The organism is Burkholderia sp. Bp9004 (genome assembly GCF_003858025.1).
Lineage (GTDB): Bacteria > Pseudomonadota > Gammaproteobacteria > Burkholderiales > Burkholderiaceae > Burkholderia > Burkholderia diffusa.
On the sequence record NZ_QTQD01000012.1, the window covers coordinates 66,234 to 90,375 of the forward strand.

Consider the following 24,142-nt stretch of genomic DNA (forward strand, 5'->3'; position numbering starts at 1 on the left):
TTCTCCAGCGACAGCGGTTCGTGTCGCAGACGAACGCATTATATATCGCGTGCGATCTTATCGGAGGCATGATTATCGCTTCCGATCAACACGATGCGACACCCGCGGCGCCTGCTCAATCTCGTCCGCTGTCGTTCCGACCCCGTCGGTCGCCGGTCCGCTGGCGGCTGATCGACAGAAGCGAACACTGCACCGGGTGCGCGATCTCGGTCGCGAGGCCGCCCGTGGCGAACAGCAGGATCATCAGCCAGCGCTTCATGCGTCCTCCACGACGGAAAGACTTGCGCCGTCGGCGACGGTCGCATCGAGCGCATACGGATCGACGCCGTCGAGGCAGCCGAGATTGACGCGCCAGCACGCGGGATCCTTGCGCGTCTGATGGAACGGATAGACGCCGCAGCGGCTGCAGAAATAGTGACGGGCCGTATGCGTGTTGAAGCGGTAGAGCGTCAGCGCGCCCTCGCCTTCGACGACCTTCAGGTCGGCCGCGGCGAACATCGGGCTCATCAGCGCGCCGCGACGGCGGCAGAGGCTGCAGTTGCAGCGAGCCGCCGGCGCAAGCGCGGTCCGGACTTCGAATTTCACGGCGCCGCAGTGGCAGGATCCGTTGAACCATGTAGCAGACATGTCGTGCTCCTCAAGAAGTCATGTCCGCTTTATAACGGGCCTTCGCCGACGCCGTGTATCACGCTGTATCCACGCCGCGCGCGGATACAGAACGTTGCAATTCTGTACCCGGCCATTCGCATTGCGGCGCATTCGCCGAACGCCGGCGCACCGCGTGCGGCCGCGAAATCAGTCAAATGCGTGCTGTAACCGTGCGATGGCCGCCCGTGTCTCGCGCTCGAGCGTCGCGAACAGTTCGGTCGCCGGCAGCGACCGGACGAGCGGCGCCGCTTGCCCGGCCCATTGCGCGCCGTAGCCGAACTCGCCGTTCGCCTTCGCGGCCACATGCAGCGCCTTGCCCGCATCGTATGCAATCGGATAGGCTGGTGTGGCCGGTGCGTGCGGATCGTCGCCGAGCGCGGTCAGCCGGTTCGCGATGCCGCGCGCGATCCGTCCGGAGATCGCGGTCGTCAATGTCGTGCGGCGCGCCGCGTCGCCGAGGATCGCTCGGCGATAACCGTCGTCGATCGACGTCTCCGGGCACGCGACGAAGGCGGTGCCGAGCTGCGCGGCCTGCGCACCGAGCGCGAGCGCCGCGGCGATACCGTCGCCGTCCATGATGCCGCCGGCGGCGATCACCGGCAACGCACATTCGCGCACCAGCAGTCGCGTCAGGGCGAATGTGCCGAGCCGGTCGTCGTGCGGCGTCGAGTCGAATACGCCACGGTGCCCGCCGGCTTCGATACCCTGCGCAACGATCGCGTCGATACCGGCCGCAGCGATCTGCCGGGCTTCGTCGGGATTCGTCGCGGACGCGAACAGCGTGATGCCCGCGCGCTTCAGCACGGCGATGGCCTCATCGGACGGCAACCCGAAATGAAAGCTGACGACCGCCGGTTTTTCTTCGACCAGCATCGCGAGCATCGCATCGTCCGCGACGAAGCTCGTGTAGATCTCCGACAACGACGCCGGCGGCGTCGCGCCATGTTCGCGGAACGCGGGTGCGAGCCACTCGAGCCACGCGCGTTCGACGGCGGCGTCGGCGCGGGCCGGCCGGTGGCAGAACAGATTGATGTTGAACGGCCGGTCGGTGAGCGCGCGCGTGTCGCGGATCATCGTGCGCGCGCCGTCGGCGTTCGTCGCGCCGACGCCCAGCGAGCCGAGCCCGCCCGCATTCGACACGGCGGCCGCCAGCGCGGGCGTGCTGACGCCGGCCATCGGCGCCTGGATGATCGGGGTGCGGATGCCGAGCGTGCGCAACAGCGTCCGGTTGTCGGTCGGTCGATTCATGTCGTTGCCTCCTGCAACGTCCGGGATCGGAATGCTGCGGCCAGATGCGGGCCGAAGCTGCTGGGTCGGGTCCGGTATACCGCATGTTCACGGCGCGTCGCGCGGAGCCGGTCACGGGAAAGCGGTGTCGAACTCGGCGGCCGATCGGGCAATGACGCGGCCGTCGCGCGGCGCGAGGCGCATCCGAACGGTGCGCGAAACAGCCCCCGGCAACCGCGCCCATGCTACGCCGGCCTGCCGCCCGCGCGCCAGCCCAACTTGCTTCTATCGCCTGCGTACCCGATAGGCGAGCCCCGCGCAGGCCGTCAGTAGCGCGGCTGTCACGAAGAACACCGCATGCAGGCCGAGCGCGACGCCGATCTGTCCGCCGATCACGGGGCCGATCACCTGCCCGCCGAACTGCGCGGATTGCAGGTAGCCGAGCATCTGGCCCGTCGCGCGCTCGTCGACGGACTGCCGGACCAGCTTGCCGATCGACGGCAGCAGCCCGGCGAGCGTCATCCCCATCAGCACGCGCAGTGCCGCGAGTTGCCACCAGTGCGAGACGAAGGCCTGCGGCACCATTACGAGCGCGGTCAGCAGCAGGCAGCCGACGATGACATTCCAGCTGCCGATCCGGTCGGCGAGCGCGCCGAGCCGCGCGGCGGTCAGCATGCTGCCCAGTGCGGAACAGGCCATCACGACGCCGGCGACGCGCGCCAGGTGGTTGCCGTCGACGCCGAGCCCGCCGATATAGACCGTGATGATCGGCTCGATCGACATGTTCGCGAGCAGGACCATCATTGCCGTCACCAGGAGCGCGGCGACCGCCGCAAGATCGGTGCGCCGGGCCGTGTCCGCGGTCGTTGCGCGGGCGTGTCGCGTCAGTGCGTCGGTGTCCGCGTGAAAGTCCTCCTTCACGAGCACGATCGTCAGCAGCGCGGCGACGGCGATCATCGCCCCACCCGCGAAAAATGTCCCGCGGATGCCGAGCCAGCCCGGCAGCAAGCCGCCGACGAGTGGCCCGACGAGGTTGCCCGCGAGTGCACCGGTCGACAGGATGCCGAGTGCCCAGCCCGCGCGTTCGCGCGGTGCCTGCGTGCCCACCATCACGGTCGATGCCGACGCATAGCCGCCGACGAGCCCGGCGACGAGCCTCAGTGCGACGAGTTCCTGAACGTTGTGAGCAACGCCGATCAGCGACATCACGACGGCCATTCCGAGCGCAGCGCGCACGAGCATTGGTTTGCGGCCAAAGCGATCCGCGAGGCGGCCCCACAGCGGCGCGGTGACTGCGGTGCCGAGAAACGTCGCGCCGAAGGCGACGCCGGACCACTCGATCACGGCCGATTGCGCATCGACGCCGAGCTGCCGCACGTATAGCGGCAGGAACGGCAGCAGCATGCTCAGGCTGACGAGCGTCGTGAACGAGCCGAACACGCACACGGCGAGATTGCGCTGCCAGTAGCGCGCGTTCCGTTCGGCATAGCTGGCGGCGGACCGGCCGGCGCGCGTCGTGTCAGGTGTCTGGATGGTCGTGCTCATCGCGCCCTCGCCGATGCGGCGACGTCGACCGCGAGCGCCAGCAGCAGCGCGGCGGCCCCGACGGCGAACAGCGTTTCGTATCGACCGCCGCTCGAGGCGAACAGGTACGACAGGCCGTAGGCAGCCATCGCCTGCATGATCGCGAAGCTGGTCGTCGCACTGCGCCATGCGCGTTTCGCAACCGACGGATGATGTGCGAGCAGTTCATTCACGCGGCCGAGTGCGAGCGGTACGATGCCGGGCGTGAACGCGCCGACCAGCACGCTCGATACGATCAGCGCGGCGGGCCCCATCCCGAGCAGCGGCAGCACGACGGCGACGGCCTCGATCGCGAATGCAATACGCAGTGCGCGACCGAATCCCGCTCGATCGGCGAGATGCCCACACGCGAGCGGCCCGACGATCGCACCGAGACCGTACAGCACCCAGTACTGCGCGCCCGCGTCCACGCCCTTGTCGAGTCCGCGCGCTACGTAGTCGACGAGGAAGATCATGTGCGGGACCAGCCCGACCGCGTTGAGCCCGTATTCGACGTACAGCGCGCGCAGGCTGCCGGTCGGGAGGTTGCGTGCGTGCGTGGCCGCCGACGCGACGGCCGCAGGCGGCGCATCGTCAGCCGGCCAGCCGCGCCACGCGACGGCGGTCAACAGCAGCGACACGATCGCGAGCCCCAGCCACGTCGCGGTGAGACTCTGCCGCAGCAGGATCGGCACGATCGTGCCCGACGCCGCGATGCCGAGACCGATTCCCGTGAAGATGCCGCCGCTCGCGAAACCGCGGCGCGCCGGCGGCACATGCGTGAGGATCGCCGGCGCGGCGAGCACCATCAGGGCGCCGCCGGACAGGCCGGACGCAAAGCGCCAGACGAAGAACCACAGGAACGACACGGGCACCGCACACGCGACGAACGCAAGCGTCGCGAGCAGCATCATCGCGCGCAGCACGGCGGTCGAGCCGGCGCGGCGCGCGAGCGCGCCGGCGACCAGCGCACCGGCCAGATAGCCGCCGAGGTTGGCCGCACCCAGATAGGCGGCCGTCGACGCGGGAAACCAGTGCGCGCCGATGATCGCGGGCAGCAGCGGCGTATACGAAAATCGTGCCAGACCGATGCCGATCAGGCTCGCACTGGCACCGGACACCGTGCCGCGCCACACGTTGAACGCCGGGGCGTTCTGCCGGTCGAGAAGCGCTTGTTGCATTGAAGGACCTCCATTCGCTGGGCGGACGCATACGCGCCCGACGGTTGAAGGAAGTCTAGATTGAACCGGGTTTCGGGAGAATCCACGCGTTGCGGAAGCCATTCTTCCGAAAGTCGGTTCAATCGTCGTCGGTGATGGTGGCCAGCCGTGCGAAGTGCTCGCGCAATCGTGGTGCGGCGAAATCGACGAACGTCCGCACTTTCGGCACCGACAGCCGTCCGTAAGGCGTGACGACGTGAATCGGCAGCGGCGCATGTTCGCTGTCGCGCAGCACGATTCGCAGCGCGCCGTCCCGAACCTGCTCGGCGACGTGATACGAGAAGAGGCGCGTGACGCCGTGGCCGGCGAGCGCCGATGCAAGCGCGCCGCGGATCGTGTTGACGATGAAGCGCGGCGCGAACTGGACCACCTGCGGCAGCGCCGACTGGCCCGACGGCGGGAAGCTCCATGAATCGAGCCCGAAGTGCGTCATCGAGATGATCCGGTGCCGTGCGAGATCGGCCGGCGCGGTGATCGGCGGATGCTTCGCCAGATAGTTGGGTGACGCGACGACGACACGCCGCACCGCGCCCACCGGAATCGCGACGAGCGTCGAATCCGCCAGATGTGCGATGCGCAGCGCGACGTCGATTCCTTCGTCGATCAGGCTGACGGGACGGTCGAGCAGTTGCAGGCGAATCGACACGGCCGGATGGCGGTCGATGAATTCGTCGATGAGCGCGCGCAGCACGTCCTCGCCGGCCGCGACCGGTGCCGTGATCGTCAGCAGGCCGCGCGGCGCCGAGCGTTCGTCCGCGATCAGCATGTCCGCTTCCTCGAGATCCGCGAGGATGCGGCGGCACGCTGCGGCGTAGCGTTCACCGGCTTCGCTGAGGCGAATCGTCCGGGTGGTCCGGTACAGCAGCGCGGTGCCCGTGTGCTCCTCGAGAAACGCGATCGCGCGGCTGACTGCCGCCGGCGAGCGGCCGAGACGGCGGCTCGCGCCAGCGAGACTGCCCTCGTCCAGCGTGGCGACGAACACCTTCATCGCATCGATTCGGTCCATGGCGTGTGAGCGTGCGAGAGTGGTCGTGTCATTGGCGGCGGGAAAAAGCCAGCGAGCAGTCTACCGTACGCGTCCCGCGATGCGTGGTCGGCCCCGTTGTGCCGCTTCGTGAAATACTGCGGCCACGCGTCCTCCGAAACCCCGCGATGACTGAAATGCCCGCCATGCCCTCGTTCTGTTGCCCGATCTTGCGTTCCGCACTGACGTGCGTCGTGGCGTTGCTGGTCGTCGGGCCGGCGACGGCCACTTCGGCCACGGAAGCCTCGCACTTGCCGGGCGGGTCGCCCGTACCGGCAATGCGCACGCCGCAACGCATCCTGTTCGTCGGCGACAGCCTCACGCACGGCCGTTACACGCCCGTGCGTTCGTACGGCGCGATGCGGCCCGGCAGCAAGGAGGTTGGCGGCACCGCGCGGGTCGTCGACGAAAACTTCGGGCAGACCGGGGCCCGCGCCGAACGCGAGCCGGGCCCATGGGGCGGGATTCCGGGGATTTTCGCGCGCTTCGCCGCCGAAGCCGGACTCGACTTCGAGGTTCATCTGGAAGCGATGTCGGCGACGAGTCTCGCGAAACATGACCGCGTCGCATCGGACGTGATCGACCGGCCCACGTGGGATGTGGTGGTCCTGCAGGAACTGAGCGCGAAGCCTCTGCCGGTCGCGCTCACGCACAGCCGCGCCAGCGATCCGGCCGGTTTCCGTGCGAGCGTCGCGAAGCTCGCACGCGGCATTCGCGCGGCGGCGCCGCAAGCGCGTGTTTATCTATATGAAACCTGGCCACGTGCCGATCTCGCGAAAGCGCTGGCGGGCGAGCCGGATAGCATCGGTTTTCACGCGCGCTACGTCGATCGCCTCACCGCCCTCGTTGCCGCATATCGCGATGCGTTCGATGGCGCGCGCCGGGGCGATCCGTCCATCGCCGCCGTCGTGCCGGTCGGCCGCGCGTGGCAGCGCGCGTGGACGACCGGCGTCGCCGATCCCGACCCGTACGCGCCGTCCGGCGCGCCGCTGCTGTGGTACGGGATGCGCGCGCAGAACGACCCGCCGATCTCGCGGCCAGACTATCTGCATCCGGGCGTGCTGGGCGCTTACCTGAGCGCGCTCGTGCTGTTCCAACAGATCGCCGGTGTCGACGTCCGTACGTTTGGCCCGCGGGAGCAAGCGGCCGCGCAGCTCGGCATCGCGCCGGACATGGCAGCAAGGTTGCAGGCAGTGGCGTCGGATACGGTCCGCCAGCAAGGCGCCGACGCCGCCCCTGCCCCCGATGTCGATGCCGGTCTGACGGCGGCAGCCGGATGCCCTGATCCGTGCGTGTCGCAATGAGCGGCAATGCGGCGGCCCTACCCGGCCGCGCGCGGCGCGAAATCACGCGACGCGACGCAATACGGCGCGGTCAATGCGGCGCGACCGCCTGCAACGCGGCGAGCATCGCGCTCCCCGGTTTCGCGAGATCGTCGAGCACCGTGAAGTGCTGCATGCCGGGTAGCCATGCGCGTGCGATCCGTTCGCCGGCCGCTTCGCATGCGTCCGCGTATTCGTGCGCGTGACGCACGAGCTCCGGCAGCTCGGCCGCACCGACCGCGACGACGGTCGGTGCGCCGGGCCCGATGTGAAGCAGTGGACTGTATGCGGTGATCTCTTGCGCGGTGAGCTTCAGCTTGTCGTCGAGCACGCACAGCGAGATCGGCTCGAGATCGACGAGCGGGCTGATCGCGAGCGCAGACACGACGGCCGGATGCGCGCGATGCATGGCCGTCAGGTGGCCGCCGGCCGAGTGACCGCTCAGGTGGATCGGTCGTCCTGCGGTGCCGATGCCGTCGGGGTCGGCCGCGAGATGGTCGAGCAACGCGCCGATCTCGCCGACGATGTCGGTCATCGATGCGGTCGGTGCGAGCGTGTATTCGGCGAGCACGACGTCGAAGCCGCGTGCGAGCGGCCCGGCGGCCGCGTACGCGAAATCCTCTTTCGCACAGTGCTGCCAGTAGCCGCCGTGAACGAACACGAACAGCGGCGCGTCGGGCCGGCCGCACCGCAGCCAGTCGAAGCGCTGCGCCGGACGCGCACCGTAACGCAGGTCGCGCTGCCCGGGCGTCGCATCGTAAAGCGCTGCGCTGCGTGCCTGGCAGGACGCGAGCACCGCGGGGAAATCGGGAATGGCCTTCGTGTTCAGGTAGGCGGCGTCGAGCGCCGCGCGGTCCATGCCGCGATAGAGGATCGTCATTCGGGAAGCGCCGGGTCGGATTGCGGATGCGCGGGACAGTCGCGGTGCCACGCTACGAAGGCGCCAAGCGGGCCGACGCCGTTGCACCATTATGCGCAGCGCAACAGGCGCCGGCTATCCGGAATCGGCGGGGGCGGCGTGCGCCTGTCCGCTTTCGGCGAAGGACTGTCGAGCAGCACGCACATCGTGCCGGCGCATGCGCGAACGAGCGCACCGGCGTGATGAAGCGGCATGACGCTCGCCGCAGCGGAATCCGGGAATCGGGGAAGCGGGGTTCAGTTCAGGCGATGCGCGACCGGAACCGGTGCGCGCGGGTGCGCGATGCGCGCCGCCGACGCGTGTCGGCGGGAATCAGCGCGGTGCGTCAGCGGGAGACGAGGCTCAGTAAGCGGACATCTCGACGCAAGGATCGACCTTGGACGGCGAGCAGATGACCGAATACTTGGCGCTTTCGCGCATCAGCGCTTCGCCTTCGTGCAGCGCGATCTTGATCTCGGGGTGACGCTCGTACGCGAGGAATGCGGAGCAGAAGACCGCGGACATCACGACCAGGGAGAACAGAAATTTTTCGAGAGATTGGAAACGTTCGGGCATGGTTCGACCTTTCTTCTAGCCCGCGATTATATCTCGAATTAAGGGTTTTCCCTATATTTCAGTCCGCATACCGAGGATGGCTTCGACCGATGGCAGGCCGTGTTTGCGCCCTTTTTCCCCGTTACGCAGGGTTCATGCATCGGACAAGACGGGATAACGGTTGCCTTCAAAGGAAGGCAGGCGACGGTGCCACACGCATCTTCCGCACGGTATTTCGGCAGCAGCGGTGACGAAGCCCGTCGCCGGCGCGTCACTGCGGTGCCGACGCGCCGCTGGCCGCATTGCCAGGCCATGCCTTGCCGATCTTGTCGATCAGCGACTTGGCGGCGCCGGTCGCGATGGCGGCGTCGACGCCCGAGGTCTGCCACGAACCGTCGGCGGCCTGCACGAAGGTCAGGTTCGCGCGCGACGGCGTGTAATCGCTGTTGCGCCAGGTGATCACGACGTCGCACGCGTAGGTGCGTTCGCCGGCCTTCCTGCAGTCGCCGGCGGGCTTCGCCGAGATCACATCGGCCGACACGGGCAGCGGCTGGCCGAACAGCGCGTTCAGGCCGCCGTGGTTTTCCGCTTCGAGCGCGCGGCGCACCGCGGCATCGACGTCGCTCGATCCGGGGCCGTCGTGGAGCAGGTGGCAGGCGGCGAGCAGCGTGGCGGCACAGCCGAGCGTCAGCAGCGTGGGAAACTTCATGGAACTCCGCGAATCGGGTGAACGTCGGGCGGCACGCAGCGATGCCAGTGAGCGCATCGCCGAGCCGGTATGCCGCGTAGTCTGCAACGTCCACGCGTCGTTCGCGGTATCCATTTGTAACCAATTGCACGGACGGCGTGAACGGCGTGATCGGTGCGAACGCCCCGCTGTCCCGCCGCTTTCGTGCGCGCCTACTGCCGCTCCTGCTTCACGCGACTCACGAGCTGCGTCGGGCTCACGAACTGCAGCGCGATCACGACCCACACGAGCGTGATGGCCATGTAGATCATCGCCATCGCGTCGATCGACTGCGGCGCGCGCACGCCCGTCGAGAACACCGCGTAATACAGCGCGACGACGAGCGTCTGCGTGCTGGGGCCCGCGGTGAAGAAGGTCAGCTCGAACATCCCGATCGTGCGCACCAGCACGAGCAGCCCCGCCGCGAGCATGCCGGGCACCAGCAGCGGCAGCAGAACGTAGCGGAAATAGCGCCACGTGTTCGCGCCGAAGATGCGCGCGGCGGCTTCGAGATTCGGATCGATCTGCTCGATGAACGGCGTCATCACGAGGATCACGAACGGCAGCGCCGGCACGAGGTTCGCGAGGATCACGCCTGGCAGCGTGCCCGCGAGCCCGACCTTGTACATCACGGTCGCCATCGGGATCCCGTACGTGACGGGCGGCACCATCAGCGGCAGCAGGAACACCAGCAGCGCGAAGCGCTTGCCGCGAAACTGCACGCGCGCGAGCGCGTAGGCGGCCGGCACGCCGAGCGCGACCGACAGCAGCACGACCGCGCCGACGACTTCGACGGTCACCCACAGCACGCTGGCGAGCTGGAAGTCTTCCCACGCCTTCGCATACCAGTGCAGCGTGAAGCCCTGCGGCAGCGGCGTGCCGAACCAGCGTGTCGCGACCGAGTTCACCGCGACCGTCGCGATCAGCAGCATCACGTTCAGCAGGAAGAACGCCATCAGCCCCCATACGAGCGCCTTCCACGCGCGGCCGGCGAGGCTGTCGCGTAGTTTCCGCGGCTTCATCGCGTTGACGGGCTGCGCGCCGGGCGGGCTATGCTTCGGCGGCCACGCCGGCGCCGCATGATTGTCGGTCGCCATCAGCCCTTGCCCCCCGTGACCGGACCGGTATAGAAGAAGCGGCGCGCGCCGAGCATCGACGCGACCACCAGCAACTGCACGAAGCCCATCACGATCGCGATCGCCGATGCGAGCGAATAGTCGTAGCTCTCGAACGCGGCTTCGGCGGCCGCGATCGAGATCACGCGCGTCGGCCCGGCCGGCGCGCCGAGGAGCACCGCCGACGGGAATACCGAGAACGCCTGCACGAACGACAGGCACGCGGCCATCGTCAGCCCCGGCACGAGCAGCGGCAGGTAGATCCGCCGGAACTGCTGCCACGGGTTCGCGCCGAGCGTGGCCGCGGCGCGCGCGAGCGTCGGGTCGATGCCGCTGATGTACGACAGCATCAGCAGGAACGCGAACGGAAAGCCCGACACGATCAGCGACAGCAGGACGCCCCAATAATTGTGCGTGAGGCGCACTTCGTCCGTGTACAGGTGCAGCCCCTGAAGCGCCTGCGGAAACCAGCCGTTCGGTCCGAAATACGTGAGCATCCCGTCGGCGACGAGCACCGTGCCGAGCGTGACCGGAATCACGAGCAGCGTCGTGACGAGCTTCTGGTACGGCGAGTTGCGGCGCAGCGCGAACGCGACGGGCACCGAGATGCCGACGTTGATCAGCGTCGCCGGCACCGCGAGCTTCAGCGTGACGAGCACGGTCGGCCACATCGCGGTGTCGGTGAAGAACTGCACGTAGTTTGCGAGCGCGCCGCCGCCGTTCATCGGCTGGAACGACAGCACGAGGCCGTACGCGAACGGATAGATGAACAGCGCGACGATGAACGCGATCGCCGGCGTGACGAGCCACGCCTTCGCGTCACGCGGCGCGCCGCCTGTCGCGAGCGTGCTCATGCGGCCTCCGGGCAGCGCGCTGCCGTGCACGCGGCGCAGCGGCCGTTCATGGTGCGTCGCCCGCATAGACGAGCGTGCGCGCCGGCGCCACGCGCAACCGCAACCGCTCGCCCTCGGCGAATTCGCCGGCGACCCGCGCCCAGATCGGGCCGAACGGCGTGATCACGCGGATGAGTGAGTCGCGGCCGCCGTATTCGACCGTTTCGACGGTCGCGTCGAATGCGTTGTCGGCGCCCTCTTCCGCACGCTCGATGTCGTCGGGGCGCAGTGCGACCACGACGTCCTTGCCGTCGAAACCGGCCATCGGCACACCGGTGATGCGCACGCCGGCCGCGGTGACGTTCACGTAGTCGCCGGCCATCCCTTCGAGCGTGAACGGCAGCACGTTGCGATAGCCCATGAAGCGTGCGACGTGCAGGTTGTGCGGGCGCGTGTACACGTCTTTCGGCGACGCCACCTGCTGCACGACGCCCTCCTTCATCACGACGATCCGGTCGGCCATCGACAGCGCTTCGTCCTGGTCGTGCGTCACGTAGATCGTCGCGCGTTCGAGCTGCGTGTGGATGCGGCGGATCTCGGCACGCATCTCGATGCGCAGCTTCGTGTCGAGGTTCGACAGCGGCTCGTCCATCAGCACGAGCGGCGGCTCGATGACGATCGCGCGCGCGATCGCGACGCGCTGCTGCTGCCCGCCCGACAGTTGCCCGGGCAGCTTGCCCTCGTGGCCGACGAGCTGCACGAGTTCGAGTGCCTGCTGCGCGCGCCGCCGCGCTTCCTGCTTCGGCACGCCGCGCATCTTCAGCCCGAAGCCGACGTTCTCGAGCACCGACATGTGCGGAAACAGCGCGTAGTTCTGGAACACCATGCCGAAGCCGCGGCGCTCGGGCGGCAACACGTCGATGCGCGTGTCGTCGAGCCAGATGCCGCCGCTCGTGAGCGGCTGCAGCCCGGCGATGCAGTTCAGCGCGGTCGACTTGCCGCAGCCCGACGGGCCGAGCAGCGCGATGAACTCGCCGCGCCTGATGTCGAGATCGAGCCCGTTCAGTGCGGCGACCTGCGCGCCCTCCGCATTGGTGAAGCTGCGGCACACGCCGTCGAGCCGCAACCGTTCGAAACTGTGCTTCATTACGCGAACTCCGTCGGCGCGGGCGCCGCGGCGCCCGCGGGTTCATGCGTCATTTCGACTTCTGCGAACCGATCTCGCGGTCCCACTTCTGGAACGCGGCGACCATCGCCTGGGCGTTGAGCGGCTGCACGTGCGGACGATCCGCGAGCAGCTTCGCGTATTCGGGGCGGCCGAACTTCCTGATCACCTCCTGGCTGTGCGCGGGCGCCATCTCGAGCGTCACGCCCTTCACCGCCGGGCCCGGATAGAAGTAGCCGTCGTCGTAGGTCATCGCCTGCTGCGCCGGTTCGAGCAGGAAGTTCATCAGCTTGAACAGCACGTCGAGCTTGTCCTTCGCCACGCCCTTCGGAATCACCATGAAGTGCGCATCGTTGACCCACGTCATGTTGTCGAATGCCTGGATCCTGAACTCGGCCGGCACGATGCCGAGCGCGCGCGGGTTGAGGTCCCAGCCGGTGACGGTCACCGTCATGTCGCGCGTGCCTTCGCCGAGCTCCTTCATCACGGCCGACGTGCCGCCCGGGTAGTACGGCACGCAGTCGTTGAGCTGCTTCAGGAACGCCCAAGTTTTGTCCCAGCCATTGATCGGGTCCTGCGGGTTCTTGTCGCCGAGCACGTACGGCAGCCCCATCAGGAAGGTGCGGCCGGGGCCCGAGTTCGCGGGGCGCGCGTAGATCAGCTTGTTCGGATGCGCCTTGCACCACGCGAGCAGCTGGTCGGGCGTCTTCGGCGGATCGCTGACCTTGGCCGGGTTGTATTCGAGCAGCGGGCCGGCCGGCATGTAGGTCACTTCGAGGCCGAAGCCCTGCGCGAGGTCCTGCATCTTGCGCGGGCCGGGCGCGTATCTGTCGAGCACGCCGGGAAACGCGCCCGCGTTGTCGGGCAGCAGCTTCAGCCACAGGTTCTGCTCGATGCCGGCGGCCAGCGCGTCGGTGCCCGTCAGCACGAGGTCGATGTCGGCGCGTCCCGCCGCCTGCATCGCCTTGATCTTGCCCGGCAACTGCGGCGCGGGCGCGTTCGTGAACGTCACGTTCGAGACGAGATTCGGGTTCTTCTCCTTGAACGCCTCGATGGCCTTCTGCGTGAGCTGCAGGTTGCCCGCGACGTCGACGACATTCAGCGATACGGGAGCCGCGACGGCGGCCGCGGCCGACAGCGTCAGGCCCAGCGCCAGGGCGATCCGGCGGACACGGCGCGCGATCGTGGTGGTGTTCATGTCTCCTCGCTTCGGTCGGTGGATGGGACCGTTCTTTCGGGAAATCATGACGGCGTTATACGATGTCGGTCAACAAAAAACCGACCCGCGCGGGGCGGGAATTTCCCTAACAAAAACCTTCCGTTTGTTGAGGATTTGCTGATTGGTCGATGCGACGGATAGGTCGCATGTTAGGACGTCGTATATCAACGGACGCTGAACCGAAATCGGTTCCGACGGACGCGCCGGCGTGAAATCGTGCGCGGCGCGTTGCAGACACCGCTCAGGCCGCACGGAGTGCGATCACCTCCCCGATCAGCCGCTCCGCATCCCGCCACTCGCCGTACCCGGACGCCGGGTTCAGGTGTCCGACTTCGCCGAGATCGACGAGCCGGCTGCCCCATCCCGCCGCCAGCGCCTGCGTTCGTTCGAATCGCGCGAGCGGATCGTTGCGGCTCGCGGCCACGATGCTCGGAAACGGCAGCGGCCGGGTCGGCACCGGCGTCCAGCCGTGCGCGTCGAGCGCATCCGGTGTCGGATAGCCTGCGGGCATCGGCGTATCGAGATCGGCCGGCGCGGCGAGCAGCGCGCCATCGATGGCACGCGTGGCCTGCAATGCCCAATGCACGGCGATCATGACACCCGCGCTGTGCGCGACGAGGATCACGGGGCCGTCGATCGCGGCCAAAGCCGCATCGAGCGCCGCGACGCGCGCGGCGCGGCTCAGCTTGTCGGCTTCGAGCGGCGCGACGGCGCGAGCGTTCGGCAGGCGCCGTTGCAGATGCGTCTGCCAATGATCTTCGACGTGATCGCGCAAGCCGGGCACGATCAGGATGGTGGGCGCGGTCGCCAGGGTCATGCTGCCTCCGGGAGGGTTCGGTTCAGGAAAGGTGTGACGCGCGCCGTTCGCGTTCGACGCGCGCGATATCGGCCGCGTAGCTCGCGCGTCCGATCGCGAACAGCACGGCGGCCGCGAGCGGCACGGCGGGAATCCATTGCAATGCGCCGACGAGGCCGGTGCGATCGGCGACCCACCCCGTCAGCAGCGGGCCCGGCGCCATGCCGAGCAGGTTGTTGGCGAGCGTGAGCGTTGCGAACGCCGATGCGTGGATCGCGGCCGGCGTGAGGTTCGCGACCATCGCGCCCGATGCGCCCGACGCACCAGCGCCGACCAGCATGCCCGCGCAGATCAGTGCGAGTTGCAGTGGCCCGGGCGGCAGCCGGAACGCGACCGCGAGGCACACTCCCGTCAGCACGCAATACGCGATCGCGGTCAGCCACTTGCGCTTGCCTTCGGTCTTGCCGACGCGGTCGGTGACGATCCCGCAGCCGACCATCCCGACGCCCGACAGCAGCACGAAGCCGGCCGCAAGCACGGCGGCGCGGTCCGGCGCCATCGCGTAATAGCGGTTCAGGTAGCTCGGCAACCAGGCGAACAGCGCGCCGGGCACGAACAGGTGCAGCCCGCTGCCGACGTACGCGCAGATCACCGAACGGGATGCGAACAACCCCGACATCAGCGCGCGCATGCTGCCGCGCAGGTCGCGCGGCGCGCTGGCGTCACGCCTGCACGGTTCGATGCGATAAGCGGCGAGCCGCCGTTCGGTCACGACGCAGCGATACGCGACGAGCAGCACGATGCCGAGCGCCGCCATCACGCCGAACGACCAGCGCCAGCCGAGATGCGCGCCGACGAGGCCGCCGAGCGCCATCCCGAACACGGAGCCGAACGCGCCGCCGGCCATGAACGCGCCGGTCAGCGTCGCGCGCAGGCGCGCCGGAAAGATGCTGAGGATCAGCGCGACGCCGACGCTGCCGTACGCGGCTTCGCCGAGGCCGACGAGCCCGCGCGCCACGAGCATTTCGGCGTAGTTGGTCGACAGCGCGCATCCGAGCGTCGCGACGCTCCACAGCGCGGCCATCAGCACGATGCTGCGTACGCGGCCGAAGCGGTCGGCGAGCACCGACAGCGGAAACGTCAACAGCCCGACGAGCAGCGCGACGACGCCGGACAGCGAACCGAGCTGCGTGTCCGACAGTCCCCACGCGTGCTTCAGCAGCGGAAACACGGCATTGAGCACCTGCCGCGACATGTAGTCCGACAGCAGCAGACCGACGGTCAGCCCGAACACGAGCCAGGCATAGGCCGGCGCGCGCCGCCCGGTGGCCGCCACGTCCTGCAGCGACGGCTCGACGTGATGAATCAGCATGCGTGTCTCCTCCGGCACCGGTGCGGCAATGCGCCGGCGCGGCTTGCGCGGCCCCGCTCCGTTCGTCGGAGCTTGCCTCGCGCACCGCGCGAGGGTGGGTGCCGCGCCACATCGATCGGCGGGCGGCGCTGGCGCGCCACCCGGATGCGCGGTGCGTCAGGCCGCGCGCAGCGGCACGTTCACCTGGCCCGGCCGGCGGTTCGGCGTCATCCCGAGCTGCGCGAGCGTCTCGTCGACGCCGTCGTACTGCACGCCGATCCGGTAGATCGCCTTCGCCTCCTTGCCGGTCGCGATGTCGCGGCCGAGTTCGCGCGCGATCCGCACGCACTGCTCGACCTGCTGCACCGACGTCATCCGGTTGCCCTTCTGGTCGATGATCGTGTCCTCGATCCCGCAGCGCGGATGCAGCCCCAGCGCCATCGCGACCGTGTTGATCGGCAGCACGTTCTTCATCAGCGATTCGAGCGTGATGCACGCGCCGTCCGGGCAGCGCCGCACGAATTCCATGAAGTTGTACGGGTTCGGGCCGTCGAAACCGCCACCGATGCCGACCCACGTGACGTTCAGCGGGCCGCGATAGACGCCGCGGCGGATGATCCGTTCGAGCGTTTCCAGCGCGTGCATGCCGGTGAGCTGGAAATGCGGCTGGATGCCGGCCGCCTGCAGCCGGCGCAGGTGCTCGTCGACCCAGCCGGGGCCGGCCGGCACGGTCATCTCGCGGTACGCGTCCCACAACGCGGCTTCGTTCAGCGACGTGCCGGCGATGTCCTTGCGGTTCATCAGCTCGGTGATGTTCATCTGCACGGTGTTGATCGCGACCGTCACCTGGTCGGGCTTCGGCGTCAGCTCGGCAAGCATGTGGCGCGTGTCGTCGGACAGCCATTTCGCTTCCGCGCCGTCGCCTTCCGGCGCGAACGAGATCGAGCCGCCGACCTGCAGGATCATGTCGGGCACCGCCTCGCGCAGCCGGCCGAGCAGCTCGTTGAATTTCGACAGCCGCTTGCTGCCCTTGCCGTCGAGCTCGCGCACATGCAGGTGTAGCACGGTCGCGCCCGCGTTGTAGCAGTCGACGGCCTTCTGCACGTGCTCGTCCATCGTCACCGGAATGTCTTCCGGAAAGTCCGCGGGCATCCATTCGGGGCCGTACGGCGCGACCGTGATGACTACCTTGTCCTGGTTTTCCGGGTGCAGCGAATCGTCGAGAAATTGCATGTCGTCCTCCAGATGGAATCGTTGTGTTCGGGGTGTACGGGCGTGCGTATCCCGTCGCGCCGGGCGGGCGGCCCGGCGCGTTGTTGCGTCGTTGCGGATCGGTTACGGTGCGGGCGCGCTCAGAACGGCACGTCGCCGACGATGCCCGCGCGCTCCATCCTGCGCACGCACGGTGGGTAGTCCATCACCGCGTAATGCTGCGTGCTGCGGTTGTCCCAGATCGCGACGCTGTTCTTCTTCCAGCGCCAGCGCACCTGGTATTCGGGGATATAGGCCTGGCTGATCAGGTACTGCAGCAGCTGGCCAGCGCCGGGATTCGCGTCCTGCCCGACACGCACGCGAGCGGGTGTGTGGAAGTTCGTGAAGTGCGTCGTGAACGCGTTCACGTACAGCACCTTCTCGCCGGTTTCGGGATGCGTGCGTACGACCGGATGCTCGGCGTCCGGGTACTGCGCCTTCAGCGCGAGGCGCTTGTCGATCGGCATCGCCGCGCCGAAGCTCGCCTCGATGCTGTGGCGCGCGCGCAAGTCGTCGATCTGCTGCTTCACGTACTCCGGCAGGCGTTCGTACGCGAGCACCATGTTCGCCCACATCGTGTCGCCGCCAACCGGCGGACCCTCGACGCAACGCAGCACGCAGCCGAGCGGCGGCGCCACGCGCCAGCTCGCATCGCTGTGCCACGCATTCTCGTAGCGGTCGTTCGGCTGGTCGGGCGACTTGTAGATCCGCACGAGCCCCGGGTGCTCGGGATCGCTGCCGGCGACCGGATGATCCTCGAGCTCGCCGAAACGCCGCGCGAACGCGACGTGCTCGGCGCGCGTGATGTCCTGGTCGCGCAGGAACAGCACGCGATGACGCAGCAGCTGCGCGCGGATCTCGGCGAACAGGCCGTCGTCGTGCACGGCGTCGGCGAGGCTCACGTCCAGCAGTTCCGCGCCGATCGCGCAGGTCAGGGGTTCGACTCGCATGCGCGTCTCCTCAGACGATGAACACCGACGAACCGGTCGTCTTGCGTGATTCGAGATCGCGATGCGCCTGCGCGGCGTCCTGCAGCGCATAGCGCTGATTGATCTCGATCTTGATGCGGCCGGCCGCGACGTGCGCGAACAGTTCGCCGGCCAGGTCGTTCTTCTCGGCCGGATCGGCAATGTAGTCGGCCAGCGCCGGGCGCGTCAGGTACAGCGAGCCCTTCATCGCGAGGCGCTGCGGGTCGAACGGCGGGATCGGGCCCGACGCGGTGCCGACGCAGACCATCAGCCCGCGCCGCTTCAGCGAATCGAGCGAGCCTTCGAAGGTGTCGCGGCCGACGCTGTCGAACACGACGTCGACGCCGAGGCCGTCCGTCAGTTCGCGCACGCGTTTCGCGACGTCTTCGCGGCTGTAGTCGATCGTGTGGTCGCAGCCGTGTGCGCGGGCGACCGCGGCCTTGTGTTCGCTCGACACGGTGCCGATCACCGTGAGCCCGAGCAGCTTTGCCCATTGCGACACGATCAGCCCGACGCCGCCCGCGGCCGCATGCAGCAGGATCGTGTCGCCCGGCGCGAACGCGTGGATGCGGCGCAGCAGGTAGGCCGACGTCAGCCCGCGCATCGTCATCGCAGCGGCCGTTTCGCATGCGATGCCGGCGGGCAGCTTCACGAGGGGCGCGGCCGGAATCAGCCGTTCGGTGCTGTACGCGCCGAGCGTGTTGAGGAAACCCGTGTAGGTCACGCGATCGCCGACGGCGACGTTCGTCACGCCGGGGCCGACGGCCTCGACAACACCGGCCGCCTCGACGCCGATGCCCGCCGGCAGCGGAACCGGGTACAGGCCGCTGCGGAAATACGTGTCGGCGAAATTCAGGCCGACGGCCTCGTGCCGCAGGCGAACCTGCCCGGCGCCCGGCTCGCCGACTTCGACCGCTTCCCAGCGCAGCACGTCGGGGCCGCCGGTTTCGTGGAATCGCACTGCATGTGCCATCTTGTTCTCCGTAAGTATTCAGTCGGATGCGCGTCACGCATCGTCGGGTTCGTCCGCGCCCGGCGTCGTCGCGGCTGCGCCGCTCGCCGGGGGCGTGTCCAGTTCGTTCCAGTCGGCGTCGCCCAGGTAGCGCCGCGCGGCCGGGAAAATCACGCCTTCCATGCGGCCCATCTGCTCGAACGCGCCGCGCGCGTAGTCGGCGAGCGCGGCATCGAACGCGGCCGACGGCAACCCGTCGGCGGCGAGCCGCGCCAGCGCGTCGAGTGCGTGCGCATCGCGGCGCCGCTGGCGGTTGAGCTCGTCGAGTTCGGCCGCGGTGCTCTCCGCCCGCATGCGCAATGCAGCGAACAGTCGTGCTTCGGCGGACGCGCCGAAGCGCGCGTTCTGCAGCGCCGCGAGCGATGCCAGCGCCGCCAGCGGGCCGTGCGCGTCGGCGGTCGGCCGCCTGGCCACGTCCGGGTCCTCGCTCGCCATCGTCAGTGCTTGCAGTCGCTCGCCGAGCGCGCGATGCGCCGCGAGACAGCGGGCCATCACGCGTGCCTCGGCCGGCGCACGCCGCGCCGGGCACACGAGCACCGGTACGCCGCTCGTCGCGAGCAGCACCCGCCGTTGTGCGGCTGCGGCGGCGCCGCAATCATGCGGCAGCGCCGCGACGCCGATCAGGTCGCAGCCGAGCTCGCCGGCGAGCGTGGCGGGTGAGGTGTCGCCGGCCGCCGCGATCGCATGGGACAGGCCCTGCGCCCGTGCGGCGGCTTCCACTTTCGCACCGTGTTCCGGCATCCGCGCTCCGGATAAACGCGAGTCCGGCGCGGCGGCGGACAGCACGAACGTGACCCGCGCACCGACCGCACGCGCCAGTTCGAGCGCATGGCCGATCGCATCGATGCCGCCGGGCACGCCGTCGACCGTCACGAGCAGATGGCGATACATCGTGCCGCTCCGCTTATCCGGCGCTCGGTGCGCTGCGTCGCGCGCCGGTCGATACGATGTTCATGGTCCCTCCTCGTTGCATTCGTCGGTTGCGTTCATCACGCATCGGAACCCATGCTATCGACCGGACGGCGGTGCGGCCCCACTCGTCGCGGGGGGGATTGACGCGCGAACGCGGTTCGGTCGATCCTTCCCCCACGCCCACCCCGGACGCTGGCCCGCACGGCATCGCCGGATTCCCACTCCTGCCCCGATGGCCCACCCACCCGATCGCGCCGACGCGCCCCCCACCGAACTCGTGCTGAAGACGACCGCGCCGCGCGTGCCGGCGCAGTTGCTCGCGCGTGCGCGGCTGAGCCTTGCCGCGCCGGCGTTCGACGCGCGGCCCGTCACGCTCGTGCAGGCGCCGGCCGGCTACGGCAAGACCTCGCTGCTCGCGCAATGGCGCCGCGAATCCCTTGCACTGGGCCGTGCCGTCGTGTGGCTGTCCGCCGACGAGCGCGACGACGCACCGCGCCTGCTGCAGGGGCTCGTGCAGGCGGTGCGCACCGGTTGCGCGCGGCCCGGCTTCGGGCGCCTGATTCCGGACGGTGCCGCCCGCGCGCTGGAGGGGCTGACCGCGTGGCTGGCCGAAGTCGCGCAACTGTCGATCGACGCGCTGCTGATCGTCGACGACGCGGAGCGGCTGCCACCCGCCGGCCTCGACGCGCTGACCTATGTGCTGCACAACGCGCCGCAGAACCTGCGGGTGGTCGTTGCGGCCCGGCGCGGGCTCGATCACGCGGCCGGCGACCTGCTCGCCGGCGGGCAATGCACGCTCGCGGGCCCCGACTGGCTGCGCTTCACGCTCGACGAGACGATCGCGCTGGTCGGCGCGCGCTTTGCGCAGCGGGTCGACGCCGACGCGTGCGCGCGCCTGTTCGAACGCGTCGACGGCTGGCCGCTCGGGCTGCAGCTCGCGATGGCCGCGATGGCACGCTCGGCCGATCCGCGACAGGCCGTCGACGCGCTTGCCGCGCGGATGGACGGCACCCGCGACCGGCTCGTCGAGCTGCTGCTCGCGAATTTGTCGGCCGACGACACCGCGTTCCTCACGCGCACGAGCGTCGCCGACCGCCTGCATCCGTCGCTGTGCGCCGCGCTGCTCGACGACGCAGACGCCCCCGACCGGCTCGCGCGGCTCACGCGCGACACGCCGCTGTTCATCGCGTCGGACGATTCCGACTGGTGCCGGCTGCATCCGCTCGTGCGCGATACGTTGCGCGACCGCCTCGCGGCGAGCCCGGACGCCGAGCGCAGCGCGCTGCACGCACGCGCGGCCGCGTGGCTCGACGCGCACGGGATGACGGAGGAAGCCGCGCGCCACGCGTATGCGGCCGGCCAGTTCGACACGGCATACGCGCTTGCGCAGCGCTGCCTCGAGGACGCGATCAAGCAGGGCCGCATCAACGACGTGCTCGACTGGCTCGCGCTGCTGCCCGACGCGGAACTCGACAAGCGTCCGACGCTGCGGATCGCGGTCGCCTGGGCGCTGGCGCTCGGCGAGCGCCATGTCGAGGCGCAGCGCCAGATCGCGGGCATCCTGGCCGACCCCGGCACGCCGGCCGCGATGCGCTACGAATGCGCGCTGATCCTCAGCGCGGCCGCGTATTACGCCGATGAAATCGATCGCTTCGTCGAACTGTTCGAACCGTGGGCCGACTTCACGCCGCCGGCGGCGACGTGGCTCGCGCAGATGCACGCGAACCGGCTGTCGGCGCGCGCGATCATCGTCGGCGAACCGGCGCAGGCGCGCCGCTTCCAGCAGGCCGCGCCGCGCGGCGAGACGGCGGCCGGGTTCGGCTACGTCGCGCGCTGGGGCGAGCTGATCACGGGCCTGAGCTACCTGCGCGAAGGCCAGATCCGGCTCGCGGACGATGCACTGTCGCCGGCGCTGGCGCGCGCGGAAGCCGATCTCGGGCGCCGCCATCCGCTGACCTGCATGCTCGCGGCGATGTGCGCGGCGATCGCGTACGAGGCCGACCGCGTCGACCAGGCCGCCGCGCTGCTCGCGAACCGGCTCGACGTGCTCGAACACACGGGCACGCCCGATACCGTGCTGCTCGGCTATCGCACCGCCGCGCGCATCGCGCTGCTGCGCGGCGTCGAGCATCGCGCGATCGACCTGCTCGAGGCGCTCGATGCGATGGGTGTCGCGCGCCGGCTGCCGCGCCTGTCGGTCGCGAGTCTCGCCGAGCAGGTGCGCATTCACGCGGCGCGCTATCGCGAGGCGACCTGCCATGCGCTCGTTGAACGGATCGACGCGATCGCCGCGGCCGAGTTTCCGTCGCACGGGCCGCTGTGGCGGCGCCCCGTCGTGCTGCTGCAGGCGACGGCGCACGCGGGCGCCGCGCTGGCCGCGCGCCGCTGGGACGATGCGTGCGCGGCGCTCGACGAAGCCGCCGTGCTGGCGCGCGAGATGAGCATGGGACGCGAGCGCATCGAGATCATGGCGCTCAGCGCGTTCGCGCTCGACCAGTCCGGGCACGGCGGCCGGGCGCTGCTCGACGAGGCGATGAACCTCGCGGACATGTTCGGCCTCATGCGCACGCTCGCCGACTTGCATCCGGCCGTCGCCGACTGGGCGCGCCGCATCGGCGACGAGGCGCCCGCCGGCGACGGGCCCGTGCGGCCCGCGCAGCCGCAGCCGCGCATCGTGCCGCCCGCGCCGCGCGGCCCGGCAAGCCCGCGCGCGGTGCCGAGCGTCGTGCTGACGCCCAAGGAGCGCGCGATTCTCGAACTGCTCGCGCGCAACCTCTCGAACAAGGAGATCGCGGTGGCGCTCGCCGTCGGCGAGGAAACCGTGAAGTGGCACCTGAAGAACCTGTTCGGCAAGCTCGACGCCAGCTCGCGCAAGCACGCGGTGCGCCGCGCGCTGGTGCTCGGATTGCTCGAAAGCGCGCCTTGAACGCCGCCTGACCACCTCTGTAGCGGCCTGGCCCTGCCGTTGACAGCAGCCTCGCTGCCGGCCGCCCTTCGATTCTCCGCAACCCTGCCCCCCGCGCATGGGGGGGAGCGGCCGCGCGCCGTTGCGTAACCTTTCCGCACGGCTCGCGCCGGCGTCGCATCATGCGCCTTCCCGCCTGCCTCGATGCTTCCCCCGCTTCACCCGCCCGGGCTCGATCCCGTGCGGTCCATTACGATCCTGGAGACTTCGATGAAGACGAAACTGGCCGCGCTCGCGGCGCTTGCCGGCTGTTCGGCGCTCGCGCATGCGCAATCCTCCGTCACGCTGTACGGCGTGGTCGACACGGGCCTGCTGTACCAGAGCACGTCGGCCGCGTCGTTCAGCCCGAATGCGCCGAACACCGGCAAGGTGTTCCGCATGAAGGACGGCGGCATCTATTCGAGCTTCTGGGGCATCAAGGGCAGCGAGGACCTGGGCGGCGGCTACAAGGTCAACTTCAAGCTGCAGGGTTCGTTCGACAGCGGCACCGGCAGGATGCAGCTGAGCGACACGCCGGGCGCCACCGCGATCTTCAACCAGATTGCGTCGCTCGGCGTGTCGGGGCCGTTCGGCACATTCACGGCCGGCCGCCAGATCGTGCCGATGATCTACGCGATGGCCGACACCGACGTGCGCAACGCGCAGTTCTTCGGCAGCGTGCTGACCGCGTGGCTCGGCCTGAACACCGCGGCCGGCTGGCCCGGGACGAGCACCAACGGCGCGATCGGCGCGCTGTACGACAGCAACGCGCTCGTCTATCAGTCGCCGACGTTCGCGGGCGCGTCGATCGCGCTCGAATACGCGCCCGGCGGCGTCGCCGGGCAGTTCCAGGGCGGCACGCGCGAGTCGGTCGTGCTGCGGTATTCGAACGACGGGCTCAATGCGTCGGCCGTGTACTACAACGGCCACGACACGAATCCGGCGCCGGGTGTCGCGCCGACCGGCGTCGACAACAACCGCTTCGTCTACGTCGGCGCGAGATACACGATCCGCGATTTCTCGGTGTCGGCGTCGTACGGCAACGGCCGGAATCCGTCGCATGCGGACAAGGTGAACCTCGACATGCTGTCGGCCGGCGTCGGCTATCGCTTCACGCCCGCGCTGCAGGTCGCCTCGGCCGTGTACTACCTGAAGGACCGCAACCGCGCCGAGAACCGGTCGACGGCTGTCGTGCTCACGGCCGACTACAGCCTGTCGAAGCGGACGATGGTGTATGCGCAGGTCGGCCACGTGAACAACCGCGGCACGATGGACCAGATGCTCGCGTACGGGCAGCCGGTCGCTCCCGGCGTCGGCACGACCGCCGCGATGCTCGGGCTGCGGCACAACTTCTGACGACGCGGCGACGCAGCGACGCGATGCGCGTGCGGC

Annotated in this window: 22 protein-coding genes; 3 read left to right on the top strand and 19 right to left on the bottom strand. The window is 69.3% G+C overall.

The window, feature by feature from the left end:
- Window positions 1-115: 115 nt before the first annotated feature.
- From DIE08_RS35675 to DIE08_RS15640, 6 genes are all read right to left on the bottom strand, one after another.
- Entirely contained in the window at window positions 116-259 is a 144-nt protein-coding gene (locus DIE08_RS35675) for a hypothetical protein (protein WP_170296424.1), read from the bottom strand.
- A complete protein-coding gene (locus tag DIE08_RS15620; protein WP_124902417.1) occupies window positions 256-627 on the bottom strand; it encodes a GFA family protein in 372 nt (123 codons plus the stop codon). The genes DIE08_RS35675 and DIE08_RS15620 overlap by 4 nt, the downstream gene beginning before the upstream one ends.
- A gap of 168 nt (window positions 628-795) precedes the next feature.
- On the bottom strand, window positions 796-1,896 hold the full coding sequence (locus DIE08_RS15625; protein WP_124902418.1) for a nitronate monooxygenase family protein: 1,101 nt from the start codon (window positions 1,894-1,896) through the stop codon (window positions 796-798).
- 264 nt (window positions 1,897-2,160) lie between these two features.
- Window positions 2,161-3,420: an MFS transporter gene (locus DIE08_RS15630; RefSeq protein WP_124902419.1), complete on the bottom strand. Its 1,260-nt coding sequence runs from the start codon at window positions 3,418-3,420 to the stop codon at window positions 2,161-2,163.
- On the bottom strand, window positions 3,417-4,619 hold the full coding sequence (locus DIE08_RS15635) for a YbfB/YjiJ family MFS transporter (protein ID WP_124902420.1): 1,203 nt from the start codon (window positions 4,617-4,619) through the stop codon (window positions 3,417-3,419). The genes DIE08_RS15630 and DIE08_RS15635 overlap by 4 nt, the downstream gene beginning before the upstream one ends.
- Before the next feature lie 118 nt (window positions 4,620-4,737).
- Complete coding sequence (locus tag DIE08_RS15640; protein ID WP_124902421.1) at window positions 4,738-5,664, bottom strand: LysR family transcriptional regulator; 927 nt, start codon at window positions 5,662-5,664, stop codon at window positions 4,738-4,740.
- A 296-nt stretch (window positions 5,665-5,960) separates the two neighbouring features.
- On the opposite strand from DIE08_RS15640, the gene DIE08_RS15645 reads away from it, so the two are divergent.
- Window positions 5,961-6,986, top strand: a complete 1,026-nt coding sequence (locus DIE08_RS15645; protein WP_260436530.1) for a hypothetical protein — start codon at window positions 5,961-5,963, stop codon at window positions 6,984-6,986.
- Between the two features lie 70 nt (window positions 6,987-7,056).
- Here the strand turns inward: DIE08_RS15645 and DIE08_RS15650 are convergent, their stop codons facing one another.
- The 13 genes from DIE08_RS15650 to DIE08_RS15710 all read right to left on the bottom strand — a co-directional run bounded on the left by DIE08_RS15650 (window position 7,057) and on the right by DIE08_RS15710 (window position 19,785).
- Complete coding sequence (locus DIE08_RS15650; RefSeq protein ID WP_124902423.1) at window positions 7,057-7,884, bottom strand: alpha/beta hydrolase; 828 nt, start codon at window positions 7,882-7,884, stop codon at window positions 7,057-7,059.
- 381 nt (window positions 7,885-8,265) lie between these two features.
- Window positions 8,266-8,478 (bottom strand): hypothetical protein, encoded by a 213-nt coding sequence (locus DIE08_RS15655; protein WP_059606822.1) that lies wholly within the window; start codon window positions 8,476-8,478, stop codon window positions 8,266-8,268.
- A 250-nt stretch (window positions 8,479-8,728) separates the two neighbouring features.
- Complete coding sequence (locus DIE08_RS15660; protein ID WP_124626236.1) at window positions 8,729-9,166, bottom strand: hypothetical protein; 438 nt, start codon at window positions 9,164-9,166, stop codon at window positions 8,729-8,731.
- A gap of 191 nt (window positions 9,167-9,357) precedes the next feature.
- Window positions 9,358-10,281: an ABC transporter permease gene (locus DIE08_RS15665; protein ID WP_059606820.1), complete on the bottom strand. Its 924-nt coding sequence runs from the start codon at window positions 10,279-10,281 to the stop codon at window positions 9,358-9,360.
- Window positions 10,281-11,153: an ABC transporter permease gene (locus DIE08_RS15670; protein WP_059606956.1), complete on the bottom strand. Its 873-nt coding sequence runs from the start codon at window positions 11,151-11,153 to the stop codon at window positions 10,281-10,283. Before DIE08_RS15670 ends, DIE08_RS15665 begins: the two co-directional genes overlap by 1 nt.
- Before the next feature lie 46 nt (window positions 11,154-11,199).
- On the bottom strand, window positions 11,200-12,279 hold the full coding sequence (locus DIE08_RS15675) for an ABC transporter ATP-binding protein (RefSeq protein WP_124902424.1): 1,080 nt from the start codon (window positions 12,277-12,279) through the stop codon (window positions 11,200-11,202).
- 49 nt (window positions 12,280-12,328) lie between these two features.
- Complete coding sequence (locus DIE08_RS15680; RefSeq protein WP_059606816.1) at window positions 12,329-13,495, bottom strand: ABC transporter substrate-binding protein; 1,167 nt, start codon at window positions 13,493-13,495, stop codon at window positions 12,329-12,331.
- A gap of 262 nt (window positions 13,496-13,757) precedes the next feature.
- A complete protein-coding gene (locus DIE08_RS15685) occupies window positions 13,758-14,333 on the bottom strand; it encodes an alpha/beta hydrolase (protein WP_124626230.1) in 576 nt (191 codons plus the stop codon).
- A 22-nt stretch (window positions 14,334-14,355) separates the two neighbouring features.
- On the bottom strand, window positions 14,356-15,684 hold the full coding sequence (locus tag DIE08_RS15690) for an MFS transporter (RefSeq protein WP_124902425.1): 1,329 nt from the start codon (window positions 15,682-15,684) through the stop codon (window positions 14,356-14,358).
- A 156-nt stretch (window positions 15,685-15,840) separates the two neighbouring features.
- On the bottom strand, window positions 15,841-16,896 hold the full coding sequence (locus DIE08_RS15695) for a 3-keto-5-aminohexanoate cleavage protein (protein WP_124626226.1): 1,056 nt from the start codon (window positions 16,894-16,896) through the stop codon (window positions 15,841-15,843).
- A gap of 119 nt (window positions 16,897-17,015) precedes the next feature.
- The gene (locus tag DIE08_RS15700) at window positions 17,016-17,864 is read right to left on the bottom strand and encodes a TauD/TfdA family dioxygenase (protein WP_124902426.1); all 849 of its coding nucleotides are present in this window, start codon (window positions 17,862-17,864) and stop codon (window positions 17,016-17,018) included.
- Between the two features lie 10 nt (window positions 17,865-17,874).
- Window positions 17,875-18,855, bottom strand: a complete 981-nt coding sequence (locus DIE08_RS15705) for a quinone oxidoreductase (RefSeq protein WP_124902427.1) — start codon at window positions 18,853-18,855, stop codon at window positions 17,875-17,877.
- A gap of 33 nt (window positions 18,856-18,888) precedes the next feature.
- Window positions 18,889-19,785, bottom strand: a complete 897-nt coding sequence (locus DIE08_RS15710) for a universal stress protein (RefSeq protein WP_124902428.1) — start codon at window positions 19,783-19,785, stop codon at window positions 18,889-18,891.
- A 253-nt stretch (window positions 19,786-20,038) separates the two neighbouring features.
- Here DIE08_RS15710 and DIE08_RS15715 point away from each other — a divergent pair, with 253 nt between their 5' ends.
- Complete coding sequence (locus DIE08_RS15715; RefSeq protein WP_124902429.1) at window positions 20,039-22,732, top strand: LuxR C-terminal-related transcriptional regulator; 2,694 nt, start codon at window positions 20,039-20,041, stop codon at window positions 22,730-22,732.
- 249 nt (window positions 22,733-22,981) lie between these two features.
- Window positions 22,982-24,106: a porin gene (locus DIE08_RS15720; protein WP_124902430.1), complete on the top strand. Its 1,125-nt coding sequence runs from the start codon at window positions 22,982-22,984 to the stop codon at window positions 24,104-24,106.
- Window positions 24,107-24,142 lie beyond the last annotated feature (36 nt).

Excerpts from the sequence above, each read along its gene's own strand:
- DIE08_RS15635 (WP_124902420.1), bottom strand. The coding sequence starts at position 4,619 with ATGCAACAAGCGCTTCTCGACCGGCAGAACGCCCCGGCGTTCAACGTG.
- DIE08_RS15665 (WP_059606820.1), bottom strand. The coding sequence starts at position 10,281 with ATGGCGACCGACAATCATGCGGCGCCGGCGTGGCCGCCGAAGCATAGC.
- DIE08_RS15625 (WP_124902418.1), bottom strand. The coding sequence starts at position 1,896 with ATGAATCGACCGACCGACAACCGGACGCTGTTGCGCACGCTCGGCATC.
- DIE08_RS15640 (WP_124902421.1), bottom strand. The coding sequence starts at position 5,664 with ATGGACCGAATCGATGCGATGAAGGTGTTCGTCGCCACGCTGGACGAG.
- DIE08_RS15645 (WP_260436530.1), top strand. The coding sequence starts at position 5,961 with ATGCGCACGCCGCAACGCATCCTGTTCGTCGGCGACAGCCTCACGCAC.
- DIE08_RS15655 (WP_059606822.1), bottom strand. The coding sequence starts at position 8,478 with ATGCCCGAACGTTTCCAATCTCTCGAAAAATTTCTGTTCTCCCTGGTC.
- DIE08_RS15695 (WP_124626226.1), bottom strand. The coding sequence starts at position 16,896 with ATGCAATTTCTCGACGATTCGCTGCACCCGGAAAACCAGGACAAGGTA.
- DIE08_RS35675 (WP_170296424.1), bottom strand. The coding sequence starts at position 259 with ATGAAGCGCTGGCTGATGATCCTGCTGTTCGCCACGGGCGGCCTCGCG.
- DIE08_RS15630 (WP_124902419.1), bottom strand. The coding sequence starts at position 3,420 with ATGAGCACGACCATCCAGACACCTGACACGACGCGCGCCGGCCGGTCC.
- DIE08_RS15685 (WP_124626230.1), bottom strand. The coding sequence starts at position 14,333 with ATGACCCTGGCGACCGCGCCCACCATCCTGATCGTGCCCGGCTTGCGC.
- DIE08_RS15670 (WP_059606956.1), bottom strand. The coding sequence starts at position 11,153 with ATGAGCACGCTCGCGACAGGCGGCGCGCCGCGTGACGCGAAGGCGTGG.
- DIE08_RS15710 (WP_124902428.1), bottom strand. The coding sequence starts at position 19,785 with ATGTATCGCCATCTGCTCGTGACGGTCGACGGCGTGCCCGGCGGCATC.
- DIE08_RS15660 (WP_124626236.1), bottom strand. The coding sequence starts at position 9,166 with ATGAAGTTTCCCACGCTGCTGACGCTCGGCTGTGCCGCCACGCTGCTC.
- DIE08_RS15705 (WP_124902427.1), bottom strand. The coding sequence starts at position 18,855 with ATGGCACATGCAGTGCGATTCCACGAAACCGGCGGCCCCGACGTGCTG.
- DIE08_RS15650 (WP_124902423.1), bottom strand. The coding sequence starts at position 7,884 with ATGACGATCCTCTATCGCGGCATGGACCGCGCGGCGCTCGACGCCGCC.
- DIE08_RS15675 (WP_124902424.1), bottom strand. The coding sequence starts at position 12,279 with ATGAAGCACAGTTTCGAACGGTTGCGGCTCGACGGCGTGTGCCGCAGC.
- DIE08_RS15720 (WP_124902430.1), top strand. The coding sequence starts at position 22,982 with ATGAAGACGAAACTGGCCGCGCTCGCGGCGCTTGCCGGCTGTTCGGCG.
- DIE08_RS15700 (WP_124902426.1), bottom strand. The coding sequence starts at position 17,864 with ATGCGAGTCGAACCCCTGACCTGCGCGATCGGCGCGGAACTGCTGGAC.
- DIE08_RS15715 (WP_124902429.1), top strand. The coding sequence starts at position 20,039 with ATGGCCCACCCACCCGATCGCGCCGACGCGCCCCCCACCGAACTCGTG.
- DIE08_RS15620 (WP_124902417.1), bottom strand. The coding sequence starts at position 627 with ATGTCTGCTACATGGTTCAACGGATCCTGCCACTGCGGCGCCGTGAAA.
- DIE08_RS15680 (WP_059606816.1), bottom strand. The coding sequence starts at position 13,495 with ATGAACACCACCACGATCGCGCGCCGTGTCCGCCGGATCGCCCTGGCG.
- DIE08_RS15690 (WP_124902425.1), bottom strand. The coding sequence starts at position 15,684 with ATGCTGATTCATCACGTCGAGCCGTCGCTGCAGGACGTGGCGGCCACC.